This window comes from Allocoprobacillus halotolerans, from assembly GCF_024399475.1.
Taxonomy (GTDB): Bacteria; Bacillota_I; Bacilli_A; order Erysipelotrichales; family Coprobacillaceae; genus Allocoprobacillus; species Allocoprobacillus halotolerans.
On record NZ_CP101620.1, the window covers coordinates 336,785 to 350,411 of the forward strand.

At 31.8% G+C, this 13,627-nt stretch carries 15 protein-coding genes and 1 pseudogene; 2 read left to right on the forward strand and 14 right to left on the reverse strand.

Annotated elements, in window-relative coordinates; translation table 11 throughout:
* Nucleotides 1–108: 108 nt before the first annotated feature.
* Nucleotides 109–1,574, reverse strand: a pseudogene (locus NMU03_RS02115) (glycoside hydrolase family 1 protein).
* 116 nt (nt 1,575–1,690) lie between these two features.
* Nucleotides 1,691–2,647, reverse strand: coding sequence for a Gfo/Idh/MocA family protein (locus NMU03_RS02120; RefSeq protein WP_290140885.1), 957 nt, complete (start codon nt 2,645–2,647; stop codon nt 1,691–1,693).
* Between the two features lie 158 nt (nt 2,648–2,805).
* Between NMU03_RS02120 and NMU03_RS02125 the strand changes: the two genes are divergently transcribed.
* Entirely contained in the window at nt 2,806–3,828 is a 1,023-nt protein-coding gene (locus NMU03_RS02125) for a LacI family DNA-binding transcriptional regulator (RefSeq protein ID WP_290140887.1), read from the forward strand.
* 7 nt (nt 3,829–3,835) lie between these two features.
* On the opposite strand, the gene NMU03_RS02130 is transcribed toward NMU03_RS02125, so the two are convergent.
* The 12 genes from NMU03_RS02130 to NMU03_RS02185 form a co-directional block, all read right to left on the reverse strand.
* On the reverse strand, nt 3,836–4,192 hold the full coding sequence (locus NMU03_RS02130; RefSeq protein WP_290140889.1) for a hypothetical protein: 357 nt from the start codon (nt 4,190–4,192) through the stop codon (nt 3,836–3,838).
* Nucleotides 4,189–4,695 (reverse strand): LytTR family DNA-binding domain-containing protein, encoded by a 507-nt coding sequence (locus NMU03_RS02135; RefSeq protein ID WP_290140891.1) that lies wholly within the window; start codon nt 4,693–4,695, stop codon nt 4,189–4,191. Before NMU03_RS02135 ends, NMU03_RS02130 begins: the two co-directional genes overlap by 4 nt.
* Nucleotides 4,692–6,062 (reverse strand): hypothetical protein, encoded by a 1,371-nt coding sequence (locus NMU03_RS02140; protein WP_290140894.1) that lies wholly within the window; start codon nt 6,060–6,062, stop codon nt 4,692–4,694. Before NMU03_RS02140 ends, NMU03_RS02135 begins: the two co-directional genes overlap by 4 nt.
* A 198-nt stretch (nt 6,063–6,260) precedes the next feature.
* On the reverse strand, nt 6,261–7,301 hold the full coding sequence (locus tag NMU03_RS02145; protein WP_290140895.1) for an NAD-dependent epimerase/dehydratase family protein: 1,041 nt from the start codon (nt 7,299–7,301) through the stop codon (nt 6,261–6,263).
* A gap of 103 nt (nt 7,302–7,404) precedes the next feature.
* Complete coding sequence (locus NMU03_RS02150; protein ID WP_435372959.1) at nt 7,405–8,823, reverse strand: glycoside hydrolase family 1 protein; 1,419 nt, start codon at nt 8,821–8,823, stop codon at nt 7,405–7,407.
* Nucleotides 8,824–8,843: 20 nt separating this feature from the next.
* Complete coding sequence (locus tag NMU03_RS02155) at nt 8,844–9,131, reverse strand: hypothetical protein (protein ID WP_290140900.1); 288 nt, start codon at nt 9,129–9,131, stop codon at nt 8,844–8,846.
* Between the two features lie 80 nt (nt 9,132–9,211).
* On the reverse strand, nt 9,212–9,769 hold the full coding sequence (locus NMU03_RS02160) for a type I phosphomannose isomerase catalytic subunit (protein WP_290140902.1): 558 nt from the start codon (nt 9,767–9,769) through the stop codon (nt 9,212–9,214).
* Between the two features lie 98 nt (nt 9,770–9,867).
* On the reverse strand, nt 9,868–10,116 hold the full coding sequence (locus NMU03_RS02165) for a hypothetical protein (protein WP_290140903.1): 249 nt from the start codon (nt 10,114–10,116) through the stop codon (nt 9,868–9,870).
* Nucleotides 10,113–10,349, reverse strand: coding sequence for a zinc ribbon domain-containing protein (locus NMU03_RS02170; protein ID WP_290140906.1), 237 nt, complete (start codon nt 10,347–10,349; stop codon nt 10,113–10,115). Before NMU03_RS02170 ends, NMU03_RS02165 begins: the two co-directional genes overlap by 4 nt.
* 11 nt (nt 10,350–10,360) lie before the next feature.
* Nucleotides 10,361–10,609 (reverse strand): hypothetical protein, encoded by a 249-nt coding sequence (locus NMU03_RS02175; RefSeq protein WP_290140908.1) that lies wholly within the window; start codon nt 10,607–10,609, stop codon nt 10,361–10,363.
* Between the two features lie 23 nt (nt 10,610–10,632).
* Complete coding sequence (locus NMU03_RS02180; RefSeq protein ID WP_290140910.1) at nt 10,633–10,782, reverse strand: zinc-ribbon domain-containing protein; 150 nt, start codon at nt 10,780–10,782, stop codon at nt 10,633–10,635.
* A 62-nt stretch (nt 10,783–10,844) separates the two neighbouring features.
* A complete protein-coding gene (locus NMU03_RS02185) occupies nt 10,845–12,164 on the reverse strand; it encodes a PTS sugar transporter subunit IIC (RefSeq protein WP_290140913.1) in 1,320 nt (439 codons plus the stop codon).
* Nucleotides 12,165–12,412: 248 nt separating this feature from the next.
* Here NMU03_RS02185 and NMU03_RS02190 point away from each other — a divergent pair, with 248 nt between their 5' ends.
* Nucleotides 12,413–13,627, forward strand: a complete 1,215-nt coding sequence (locus tag NMU03_RS02190) for a BglG family transcription antiterminator (RefSeq protein WP_290140915.1) — start codon at nt 12,413–12,415, stop codon at nt 13,625–13,627.

Consider the following 13,627-nt stretch of genomic DNA (forward strand, 5'->3'; position numbering starts at 1 on the left):
TTTGGGTAATCGTTTCCACATATTTTCATGTTACAATATGTGCCGTATGAAAAAAATATCTTTTCTCATCAACATATTCTTGATAAAAAAAGACATCAATTGATGTCTTTAATCCAAATCTTCACCATTTGACTTGATGACTTTTTGATACCAATAGAAAGAATCTTTTCTTGAACGATGTAAATCTCCATTTCCTTGATCATCCATATCCACATAAATAAAACCATATTTCTTATCCATTTGTCCTGTTCCAGCAGATACAAGATCAATACAACCCCATGTTGTATATCCAAATAATTGAACACCTTCTTCAACTGCTTCTTTCATGCGTTGAATATGTTGACGATGATAATCAATACGTGCTTCATCATGACAGATACCATCTTTGTCTTCTGTTTCTATCAAACCAATTCCATTTTCTACATCAAATAATGGCACTTGATAACGATCATTTAAAATATGTAAGAAATGTTTAAAACCTAATGGATCAATCTGCCATCCCCATGCATTAGCTTTTAAATATGGATTCTTAATACTTCCTAATACATTTCCTCCTGTGATATTTTCTTCATCTTGAGGGTGTGTTGTGATAACACCTGAAGCATAGTAAGAAAATCCTAAGAAATCGCTTTTCCTTTCATTAAAACATCTTTATCTTCCTCTGTGATAGGCAATTCAATATCCCATTGTTTCCATATTCTTTTCGCAAAATCAGGATATTTTCCACGTACTTGTGTATCCCCACTATAACAGAAGAAATCTTGAAATCTTTTATATCTAGCAAAAGCATCTTCAGGATCAGGTGTTAAAGGATAGGACATATTGCCACAGATCATTGCGCCTACTTTTAATTGGGGATCAATTTCATGGGCAACAATTGTTGCTTTTGCAGCTGCGACCAATTGATGATGCATATAAATTAAATTTCTTTGCGCTTTTTCTTTTGGTGTATCGTCCATTGGCATAATGATGTTAATTTCATTAAAAGTCATCCATTTGTTGACCAAGTCTTTGTATTCTGTAAAACAAACTCTTGCAAATTCTACAAATTCATCAATCATGGCACGATTTGTCCAACCACCATGTTGTTGATTTAAAGAAACAGGTTCATCATATTTATAAAGTGTAATGACTGGGTCCATTCCATAACGACGACATTCTTCAAAGACACGACGATAGAAGTCAACCCCTTCTTTATTGACACCGCCTTGAATCCCATAAGGATAGATTCTAGCCCATGAAATAGATGTATTAAATGTTGTATAGCCCATTTCAGCCATTAAAGCAATATCTTCTTTATAGTGATGATAAAAATCACTTGCGACATGATTTGTATAATGCAAATCATCAAAGATCTGATACTTTGCACCTTTAGGAAGTTCATCCACTGCTTCCCAGTCTTTATGTGCTTTTTGTCCATTTTCATCTAAATACCAGATTTGACGACGTTCTGTGGTCGAACCAGCTGTACAATAATCAACCGCAACAGGAGATTTTCCTCCTTCATCCCATGCTCCTTCAATTTGAGCAGCACTGATTGAACCACCCCATAAAAAATCTTTTGGAAATCCCATTTTCTATTCCTCCTTTGTTTGCTTTTATTGTAAACAACTTTGTGACTTGTTTCGATACATGCTTGTGGCACACATTGTGCCACAACAAAAAAAGATTCCTTCAAATCATGAAGAAATCATTCTTGTATAAAACTATTTCTAATCTGTTCCAAAAGAGAAATACAATCAATAGAATCTTGCAAACACATACGTGGACTTTCTAATAAATCATTTTCCAAACAATGATGAACTTCTTCAATTTCACCAAAGAAATCATCATGAAGATAAGGTTTTTCTATCTGTTTTGTTATGCCATCATTGAAAATGATGGTCGCCTGTGTTGGACGGTAAAAAGGTTGTGCAAGAATTTTTCCTTTTGTGCCAATCACTTCTAAAATCGCATCTTTCTTTTCATCCAAAGCCATTTCCATAATCGCTTTCTGTCCATTTTCAAAAGTCACAATCACTTTTTCATGGCTATCTACATCATATTGAAATTGAACCTGTGATGTCACACTTTTTACAGGTGAATGAATATAATCAAGGGTACTGGCAATATTATAGCTTCCCACATCATTTAAAATACCACCTTGACTTACATCAAATAAATAATGTCCAGCAAGATAATCACTGCAATAACAAAAACGTGTTTCCACACTGATTAAATCTCCAATATCCTTATTTTCAATACATGCTTTGATGTCTTGAATCAATGGAATAAAACGTGTTTTCATCGCTTCCATAAAAAACGTTTGATTTTTAAGTGCCGTCTGTTTTAAATCTTCCATCTGCCAGGTATACAAAGTTGCTGGTTTTTCACATAAAACCGCTTTATGATATTGTAAAGCTTTCTTTGCCCAACGATAATGATCTTGATGACGCATAGCAATATACACAGCATCAACATGCTCATCTTTTAATAAATCTTCATAATCATGATAAACAACAACATCTGGATGAGTACTTTGAAAAAGTTCACATTTTTGTGGTGTATAAGATGCACCCGCATACAAAAGACCTCTTTCACTTTTTTCTAAACTTTTGATAAAACGTTTTGCGATATTTCCAATGCCTAAAATTCCCCAACGAATCATAAATAGCACCTCCTTACCCTATTATACTGATTTTTTTATGTTTCTTCTATATGAAATTGTGGCATATTTTATGACTCAAGAATATTGTTTCACAAATTGTAATTTTTCTATGAAAATTAGCAAAAAGCATATATAATAAAAAAGGGAGTTGACATTTTATGGATAAAAAGAAAAGTTTATCAATTAAAGAAATTGCAAAATTAGCAAACGTGTCTGTAGCGACAGTATCACGTGTGATTAATAATAATGGTCGTTTTTCTGAGGAAACAAGAATTAGAGTTCAAAAAATCATTGATCAATATGGCTATCGTACCAATATGGCAGCCAAAAGTTTAAGAATGGCAAAATCAAAAACTGTTGGTATTATTGTGCCAAATATTAATAATGAATGGTTTTCATTATTAGTTCTAGAAATTGAAAAATATTTCTTTGAAAAGAATTACTCTGTTTTTATATGCAATACTTCACAAACTGAAGCAAAGGAAATTGCTTATTTTCAATCTTTAGATTCTAAAATGGTTGATGGTATCATGTGTATTTCAGGCAGTGAAGAATTACCAACTGGTATTATGACAAGAGATATTCCGATTGTCTGTATTGATAGAAAGCCAAAGAATCATCATAATGTTTATTATGTTGAATCTAATCATTATAGTGGTGGTTATCTAGCAACTGAAGAATTGATTAAGAAAGGTTGTAAAAGAATTGCAATTGTTTCCCGTAACAAATCTTTGTCCGTCAATCAACAACGTTTAGAAGGCTATCGTCAGGCATTAAAAGACTATGGATTAGAAGCTTATGATGAATTACAGATTCTTCTTGATGTTTCATCACCTAACTATGATGGCACAAAACACGCTGTTGAAAAACTTGTTCAATCCAATATTCCTTTTGATGGTGTCTTTGCGACAAATGATTGGCGTGCCTATGGAGTTGTCGTGGCTTTAACGGAAAATCATATTCGTGTTCCACAAGATGTGAAAGTCATTGGTTTTGACGATATCCCTATTTCTTATGCCTGTCATCCATCTTTATCTACCATTCATCAAAACACAAAACTATTAGCGCAAAAAGCTTCTGGTTTGTTGTTGTCATTGATGAACGGTGAAAATCCCGTGGATAATGAAAAGCATTATATTTTGCCAGTAGAATTGATTCAAAGAGATTCTACGCAAATATAATGCTTTTTTATAATGATTTATTCATTTGATAATATCGCCAACTATCTCGACATACATAAATGAAAAGAAATAACAAAATAGCTCTATAATATAAAGACTGTAAACAAACGAATGAAACAACCATTATCAAACATAAACAAATCATAACTTTTTTGATTTTAAGATGCGGTAAATAGATTTCTTTAAACATTTGCCAGACTTCTAAAAGAACTGTAAAACAAGCAGCTAAAACTAAACAATAAATCAAACTTTTTTGAAAATAAGGCAAATAGCTTGTATATAAATATCCCTGTCCTAAAAGATTTCTCATCAATACAAGATAGATAAAGCTGATACCGTAATGAAGCCCAATACGCTCTTTCATAAACTATTCCTCCTTAACTTTTCCATAAAACTTTTCACATAATAACGTGTCAACAAGAGTTTGTTTTGGTTTTTTAAAACGAGAATATATCTTCTTTGAACTTCTGGTATGATACTTTCGATTTTATGAATATTGACAAGAGTTGATTTATTAATTCTCACAAACCCATAAGGATTAAGTTTTTCCTCTAATTCGTAAAGTTTTTGATGAATCTGATATTGTTGATTATCACTATGCAAAAAAGCTTCCTGTGAATAACCTTCGATATAATCAATCTGATGAGGTAACAGCTGGTATTGTTGATATCCATTAAAACAAAGCAAATATTTTTGATACAGACTCTGTAAATAGAAAATCAAATCTTCAATATGTTCCATTGAAAAATAATAACACATACTTTCATAATCAAAACCTTTTTCAACAATCACAATATCTAATTGTTGATATTCTCTTAACATTGATCTTAAAGAATCAAGATGATGGAGTGCACATATGATTTTCATAAGACTTCCTCCAATTCACAGATGAAAGAATCAATAACCTCATAATTTTCATCACGCAATTCTATTTTGATTTTTGATAAGCGTTGTAGAGGCTGATAAATGGAACGTTTAACCACCCAACAATTATATTCATCCTGCCCCTCATATTTATCATATGACAAAACAATATTTTCTTTTTGATTATCATCAATGATATAAATCAATATATTAGCAACCTGATCATAAGACTGTTTCACTTCAATTTGCGGTGCTCTCGTAATCACATGCATATCATACTGAAAATTTTCAATACAAATCTTTTCATCTTCATAACGATAAGTATGAGATACAACCGTTTCTAATCTTGTTTGATCTTGATAATAACATGCTCCTTTATCATTATAAAGTTTCAATACAAAATCCAATGTCTGATTATAATCTTGAACATTATAAAGGTCTTCATAACTCGTACCTTCAACATAACCACCAATATAACCATCAAACGGTGTTGTTTCATTATCTTCATATTCATTTTCAATAAACTTTCCTTTGAAAGATAGAATTTTTTGATCTCCGTTAACAATCTGATATTGCACTTGATCTAAATCTTCATATAAATTTTGTTTCATATAGATTTCAATAGGTGAGTAAGCGGTCGTTTCATCTTTTGAAGGTAAACTACTTTTTGTTTCTTTATGATAGCCTAAAGGCAAAACTTTATAATCTTGTTCGTTGACCTTTAAAAAATGGGTTTCTTCTAAGATAACTTCCTGTTGAATTGTTTCAGTAAAACCATCTTGTATAAAAATAATACCCACAAGACTGACGACTGAAAGAAGTATAAGAATTGTTTTTTGATGGAAAGAATATGAGAATGATTGAACATGAACTTCAAGATAATCTTCTTCTAAATATTGATTGATACGTATCATATGATACAAAACAATAATCAAATAGATTTCTAGTAGAATGAATAAAATAATCATCAGAATCAAAAGAAATTCTGCTTGGGTTATGACCATCAGTCGACTTAAAAAGATTATCATAGCAAAAATAATCAAATATATACGATAATTCTTATGGTATTTTTGAATAGCTGGATAATTTATAGCAATACGTTCAATACCAATAAATGTGAACACTAAAGCTATAAAAAATACATAGTCTATTAAAAAAATGAATAATTGAAAGATGTCCATTATCAAAATAATCAACCATAATCCAAGTGATACCAATAATTCTCGTGATTTCACTTTTCTTAAAACAATCATCATTCCCACAATAATAACCATTACTGATAAAGCCATTGGAAAAAGTTCTATGTCATTTCTTGTTAATGAAATCCCTAAAAGTAACCAAAGTCCTAAAGCTATGATACCAATTCCCATATTGTTCACCTCTTTTTACTTATGATTATACATGATTATGTGAAAAAATGGTTAAATATCCTCTTACATAGCCAAAAACATTGCTATCTTGCCTCAAATTAATATTTTTTTGATATATATTTACCATTTCAAACACATACCGTGCGTTTATTATGCGTTTTTCTGTTTATTTTCATTGAAATATGAAAAAACGCCTGATTAAAGGCGTCCACTTTTCTTTAATTGTCCACAAAAATCCTGATATGCCTGAATGACATAGTCACACCATTCATCAAATTGTTCATCTTTGACTTTCTTTTCAGGATGTGTATCCATATATTCAAGATATATTTTTAATCCTTCTTCAATCATAATATGGTTTTGAAAGTCAGGAATATCTTTTTGCATCTTAGACATATCAAATAAACATGAATACTGTTTATCACCTAAAATAGAAGATTCAATATCATAAATCTCTGACATAGCTAAGGTATCACTGGCAATATGAATAATTTGTGGTTGTTTATTCAATAAAGCATATAATGTATGATAAATCATATCCCAATTGACAATGACAGGATTAATATTGTGATATGCTTGTCCAATTGTTTTTTCATTATTAATCAATTGAACAAAATTATAAGCAAAATCTTGGGTATGAGTACAATGCCATGTACTTTTTCCATCAACATGAACAATCACAGGCTTATCATTTAAAATACGGTCAACAACACTCCAACAGCTTTTTCCTTTCACACTTAATGGAATACGGTCATAACCATAAGTTTGTGAAGGACGGACAATTGTAATTGGAAAACCAAATTCTTCATAAGCCTTTAAAAAGATTTGTTCACATCTTGTTTTATCACGTCCATATTGAGAAAAACAGTTATCTTGTTCATGGGATTCATGAATCATCACAGCATTTTCATGGTTATATGTGACAACTGTTGAAATAAAGATATATTGTTGAATCTTTCCTTTGAATAATTGAATTTGTTCAATGGCTTCTTCAGGTTTAAAAATAATAAAATTACAAACCACATCAAAAGTATATTCACTTAATAAAGATTCCATTTTTTCAACATCATGGAAATCACAAATCAATGGCTTTGCCCCTAAAGGCAAAGGTTTATGACCTCGATTTAAGACATATAAATCAATATTTTCATCTTGACTTAATGTTTCACATATCGGTGTTGAAATCGTTCCTGTCCCTCCTATCAATAATACTTTTAAAGGTTTTTGTGTTATAATCATCTCTTCCATCTCCATCTATTTATATAATATGATTATATCAATAAAATGAATATTTGAAAATCATTTTCCTATCCTCTCATTTATCATTTTTTATTCAACAGGCTTAATAATCAATATCATTATTCAAATCTTCACTATGTGTTTGAATCACTTTTTGATACCAGTAAAATGATTTTTTACGATAACGTTTTAAATCTAATAAATCTTTAAAATCACGATTGACATAAACAAAGCCATATCTTTTTCTGATTTCTTTATGACTGCTTAAAAAATCAATAGGACTCCAAGCTAAATACCCCATCAAATCAACACCATCATGTAAAACAGCACGTTTAATACTTGTGATATGTTTTTGATAATAAGCAATACGTTCATCATCAATAACTTTGCCATCTTTTAACTGCTCATCAATACCAATTCCATTTTCTACAATAAATAATGGTTTATGATAACGATGATAAAAATCAATTAAAGAATATCGTAGTCCTTCACTATCAATTTGCCAACCCCATTCATTGGAAGGATAGTATGGATTTTTTAAACCTCGCTTATCAAATAAAATGGCATTTTCTAATGCAATAAGATCATCTATATCATCATAAGAACCTTGGACACTGCTGCGATAATAAGAAAAAGAAAGATAATCAAGTTTTTGAGCAGAAGAAGCAATCATGGCTTGTTCCTGTTCATTAAAATCAATGACAATATCTCTTTGTTTCATAAAATGAATAAAGTATTCAGGAAGTTTTCCACTTGTCATTATATCAAATGGTAAATAATTATGCATTTTGTTTTTAAAATCAGCCGCAATAATATCCTGACTCTGACATGTGAGTGGATAGAATGGCGCATGTCCAATCATACCACCGACTTGTGCTTGAGGATCAATACGTTTAATCACATCAACAGCTCTCGCATGAGCGATTTGAACATTGATGGTCAGTTGACTAAACAGTTCTTCTTGACTCATATCATCTGGTTTATAAACCCCTGCCACTAAATCTGGCATATATGGAGCAAGATTAATTTCATTATAAGTAATATAATATTTGACTTTTCCTTTAAATCTTTCCACAATGCTTTCGACATGTCGGGCAAAAAATTCAATTACCTGTTTATTTAGAAAACCATTATATTCTCTAAGTAAATGGTCTGGCATATCAAAATGCACCAATGATACAACCGGTTCAATGCCTTTTTCTAAAAGATAATCAATCATATCTTCATAATAATCTAATCCAGCAAGATTAGGCTGTTCTTCATCCCCTAATGGATGAATTCTTGACCAGACCACTGAAAAGCGATAAGCTTTAAAGCCCATCTCAGCCATCAAATCAATATCTTCTTTATAATGATGATAGTGATCTGTTGCTACTGCTGTATCACAGAACATGGGAGCGATACCTGGTTCTGGTGTCACAACTAGAGTATCATAAACATTTAGTCCTTTGCCATCTTCTAAATAACCTCCTTCAGCTTGGACATTGCTTAAAGCGCCACCCCATAAAAAATCTTTTTTCAATTGACTCATTTTCTCATCCCTCACTTTGTTGTCATCATAATTGTCATCTGTCCATCAAAATCCACTTTGACATCTTTTGGAATCAAGAAGCTATCACCAATATGAACCTTCATGCCATTGGCGACGCCTTGACCTGAAACAATCGTGGCTAATTGATAACGTGTATCTAAAAACGTTGCTTTTTCACCAATATCCACTTTCATGACTGTAAAAGAATCGTTAGAAAGAAAAGTTGTTTTTGTCATGCCTTGACATTTTTCAATAACGGGTTCAATCACATTTTGCACATCTTTTGGATCATAAGACAAACATGCAATCGCATCTTCTAGATGCAGTTCACGTTCCTGACCTTGTGCATCTAGGCGATGATAATCATAAAAACGATATGTTATATCTGTTGCCTGTTGAATTTCATAGACAATGCTGCCTTTTTTAAGGCATGAAGTAATCCAGCAGGTAAATAGACAAAATCACCTGTATGGACATCTAAATGGGCAATCAAATCATCCCAACGTTCATCTTGAATATATTGTCTTAAATCTTGTTCATCTTTCGCATGATGCCCATAGACAATTTGTGCCTGTGGTTTGCTTTCAATAAAATACCACGCTTCATTTTTCCCACATGGATAACCTTTCCTTTTGGCATAGTCATCATTTGGATGTACCTGAATACTCAAATCATCTTCTGGGGCAACGAGTGAAATAATGACTGGAAACTTTTCGTTTGGACAACCAAATAGTTCCTGATGTTCATTCCATAGTTCTAGCAATGTTTTGCCTTGAAATGGTTCACTTAGACAGATGGTTGAAGCCCCTTCCTGGGCACTAAATGACCATGACTGACCTATTCCATCAGGAAAATCATGATATTGAAAATAATCTTTGACCAATGTATGTCCCCATAATGCAGGACGGGGAATTGGTTTAAAAAATAATATGTTCATTTGCTCCACCTCCACTTTTATTATATAAAATCCTCATTTTTCTTCCACAGTTTAAAAAGTCATATATTATGACTTTTGATACAACAAAAAAAGGCATCTTATGCCCCATACATGAATAATGCAAACAATCCCATAATTGTCATAATAACTGATAAATAATAACCTAACTTCATCGCATTAACCTGTATTTCAAAACCATATTTTTGTTTTATATAACGATTTGTCTGTTTCGCTTTGGTTGCATGATAATCACCTAATAAAGCAAAAACAACAATAATAATACGCATGGCTAAACTTGTCCCAATCCCACTACCAATAAGATTCCAAGGGAAAACTGCACAAATCAATGAAATAAGCGCTGCAAATAAAGAAGCTCCAATATAAGGATTTTTAACATCTTGATGTTTGGCTTGTTGTTTTTGTTGCGTTTTGTTTTGTTTATTTTGTGATTTTTTTGACGTTTTTGTTCCTGATATTTTTGTGCATAACTTTTTTGAGGAACAATCACAACTTCAGTTCCACAATGCTCACAAAATTGAGCATGATCATCAATTTTCGCTCCACATTTTCTACAATACATCTCTTGCACCCCTATTTCAAAATAACCTGTGATAAATTCACTAAAGCAATAAATAAACTGATACAAATACAAACATAAGCATAACTTTTATTGCCACTAGGCTGATAACCTGCTTTTTTATCTTTTCTATCAATCGTTAATGATAAAATACCACAAACAATAGAAAGCATATAGAAAACAAAACTGATATAAAATGGAAACTTTGTATCTATTTCAATCGCACTCAAAAGAATCGGACATAAAAAATCAAAAATAATCAAACCTCCAATCAGTAATGTTAAACCTAAAACAGCCCAATTATTTTTTCTATCATTTTGACGTAATGTTTCCTTTTTTCATTTTGTCTTTGTGAGCCTTCCAATGGTTTTCCACAATATGTACAAAACTTGGCATCATCAGGTAAATCTTTATAACAATTTGGACATGTTTTCATTTATAATACCCTCCTTTGAAAAAAGGACTGTGTTCTTAGACAGCCCTTTTCAGTAAATATCATTATTGAGCTTCAGCTTCAATTCTTGCGACTTCAGATTTTTCATAAGCTTTCCAGAATGGATAGAATATAACCATACCAATCGCAAAGTTGATAAAGACAATGATAATACCACCAATAGAACCACCATTACTCAAGAATCCTAGAATTGGTGATGGTGTTGCCCAAGGTAATGTCATATACATCTTTCCAACAAAACCAATATCTGATAACCAGTAAGTCAAAGCAGCAGTAATTGTATGTGTTAAAACAAATGGAATGATTAAGAACGCATTTAAGACAACTGGTAACCCAAACATAATCGGTTCAACAATACAGAATACAGCAGGTGGTAAACAGATTGTTGCTAGTGGTTTTAAGTGTGGTAATTTCTTGCTTGACATATACATATAAACTAAGATAGGCCAGCATGAAGATACCCATTGAGATAAACGACATAAGTTTGGTGTCCAAGTATATGGTAAATCAGCCACAGCTGTACCAGCCATAAAGGCAGCATTATTTTCAGCAATCCAAGTATTTGTGAAGGCATTAATAACAGCACCAGTAATGTTGTCACCATGTAAACCACAAGTCCATAATAATGCAGATAAGAATTGTTGTAAGGTATAAACAAAGACATTATCAGCAGCAGAGAAGATTGGTAATAAGATACTTCCAATTATTTCAGGAATGTTGAACCCAGCTAAAGTTCTAATACCCCAACATACAATAGTAATAAAGAAGAATGGAATAATAGCTGAAAAACTATCTGCAACTGCTGGTGGTACACCATCAGGTAAAGTAATCTTGATATTGTGTTTATAACAGATACTTGTAATATTGATAGCGATAGCTCCAGCAACCATGGCAGTGATAACTCCAGCTCCACCCCAATAAGTAATATCAAGAGCAGATGGTAATGTTTCCACTCCTTCAACAAATAATTGTCCAACCGCATCATAGTTCAATAAGACAAAGGCAAAGAATGCTCCAACGGCACCTGTTGTTTTATTAAAGCCTTTGATTTCAGCGTATTCAGAACCAAATGCAATGACAATGTAAACCGCCATTATACCCATTGACAAGCTATTGACTAAGGCAATATCTCCAGCCCAAGGTTTTAAAAATGGCAATAAAGCTGTTTGTGTCAATTGACCATCAGATGCAAAAAGATTGACAACTAAGAAAATAGATCCAACCATTGTAACCCCGATTGCGGCTACCATCCCGTTAACCAAAGCACGAACAAATGGAATTTGTCCAAACTTTGTCATTGGACCAGCAATGATATCAACTTTTTCCATCAATGAATCCATAAAAGACTTCTTTTCAGTAGACATAAAATTTTCTCCCTTCTTTTAAATTTCAAAACGTGTAAACGTTTTCTCTACGTTTTTTATTCTACCCCCCCCCCAACAAATTTCCACATTATGATTTGTCACAATTAATGTCGTTAATTTCACAAAACATGACATATTCTCAATAGAACCGTCATTTTGTGACTTTTTATTTCCTATTTTTTTGATGAGAAATCGTTTACACAAATGAGATAATTTGTTATAATCTTGAAGAAAAAGGAGAGTTGTTTATGAATTTAAAGAAAAATGAAATAGAAATATTAAAACTTTTATTGACTGCCACTGATTATATTTCCTCTTATGATATTGCGACAGCCACAGGGATTAATCGTCGTTTAGTCAGAGATGAAATTGCTAGCATTAAAAATATCTTAAAAGAATTGGGTTATGAATTGATTTCTAAAACATCCAAAGGCTATATGATTAAAAATAAAAATTCAGCTTCTTTACAAGACCTACAAAACTTCATCGAAGAAGCCCAAAAACAACGTGAATCGCTCTTTCCAACACAACCTTGGGAAAGAAGCAACTATATTTTAAAACGTTTGATTGATGTGGATGATTATATGAAAATTGATCAATTGGCAGATGAATTACTTGTGAGTCGTTCAACTATTTCTAATGATATTAAAAACTGTCGTCATTCTATGAAAAAATATCATTTATCTTTAATTCAAAAACCTAATTATGGCATTAGGATTTTAGGTCAGGAAATCAATAAACGTAAACCTATTTGTGATTTTCTTTTTACGAATCTTAGACAATCTGAAATGTTTTATGATTATTTAAATTCTTTTGTGATGGAAGCCACATCTTTAGAACATGGAATATTAGAAATTATTAAAAAATATGATATTGAAATGTCTGATTTTGCCTTATGTGATTTTTTACTGTCTTTATCCGTTACACTTTCTCGTATTCTCAAAGGAAAAACAGTTCAAGAATCACCAGATTTATCTTCCATTTCTTTACGTAATGAATTTATTGCGGCTAAAGAAATTGCGGCATTTATTGAAGAAAAAACAGATGTTCATCTTAATACTCATGAAATTCATTGGATTGGTATTGAATTGATCTGTAAACGTTCTACCAAAGGACTCACTTTCCATCAAAATCCTACAATTATACGTTTAGCTGATGAGATTTTAGAAACCATTGCCCAGCAAACTTTATTTTCTTTACATCATCAACCTTTCTATACAACTTTTTGTCTATATGTTGAAAATGCACTCTTACGTATTCAATATGATGAAAAAATCAGAAATCCACTTTTTGATGAATTAAAAACAACTTATCCACTTGGCTACTATATGGCTGAGATGACTTCTTCAGTTATTGAAAAATACACCCAAAGAAAACTGTCCATGAGTGAATTAGCCTTTTTTGCAGTCATTTTCCATAACGCTATTAATAATCAACCAGATGCAAAAAGAAAGTCTTATTAA

Excerpts from the sequence above, each read along its gene's own strand:
- NMU03_RS02120 (WP_290140885.1), bottom strand. The coding sequence starts at position 2,647 with ATGATTCGTTGGGGAATTTTAGGCATTGGAAATATCGCAAAACGTTTT.
- NMU03_RS02125 (WP_290140887.1), top strand. The coding sequence starts at position 2,806 with ATGGATAAAAAGAAAAGTTTATCAATTAAAGAAATTGCAAAATTAGCA.
- NMU03_RS02130 (WP_290140889.1), bottom strand. The coding sequence starts at position 4,192 with ATGAAAGAGCGTATTGGGCTTCATTACGGTATCAGCTTTATCTATCTT.
- NMU03_RS02135 (WP_290140891.1), bottom strand. The coding sequence starts at position 4,695 with ATGAAAATCATATGTGCACTCCATCATCTTGATTCTTTAAGATCAATG.
- NMU03_RS02140 (WP_290140894.1), bottom strand. The coding sequence starts at position 6,062 with ATGGGAATTGGTATCATAGCTTTAGGACTTTGGTTACTTTTAGGGATT.
- NMU03_RS02145 (WP_290140895.1), bottom strand. The coding sequence starts at position 7,301 with ATGATTATAACACAAAAACCTTTAAAAGTATTATTGATAGGAGGGACA.
- NMU03_RS02160 (WP_290140902.1), bottom strand. The coding sequence starts at position 9,769 with ATGAACATATTATTTTTTAAACCAATTCCCCGTCCTGCATTATGGGGA.
- NMU03_RS02170 (WP_290140906.1), bottom strand. The coding sequence starts at position 10,349 with ATGTATTGTAGAAAATGTGGAGCGAAAATTGATGATCATGCTCAATTT.
- NMU03_RS02180 (WP_290140910.1), bottom strand. The coding sequence starts at position 10,782 with ATGAAAACATGTCCAAATTGTTATAAAGATTTACCTGATGATGCCAAG.
- NMU03_RS02185 (WP_290140913.1), bottom strand. The coding sequence starts at position 12,164 with ATGTCTACTGAAAAGAAGTCTTTTATGGATTCATTGATGGAAAAAGTT.
- NMU03_RS02190 (WP_290140915.1), top strand. The coding sequence starts at position 12,413 with ATGAATTTAAAGAAAAATGAAATAGAAATATTAAAACTTTTATTGACT.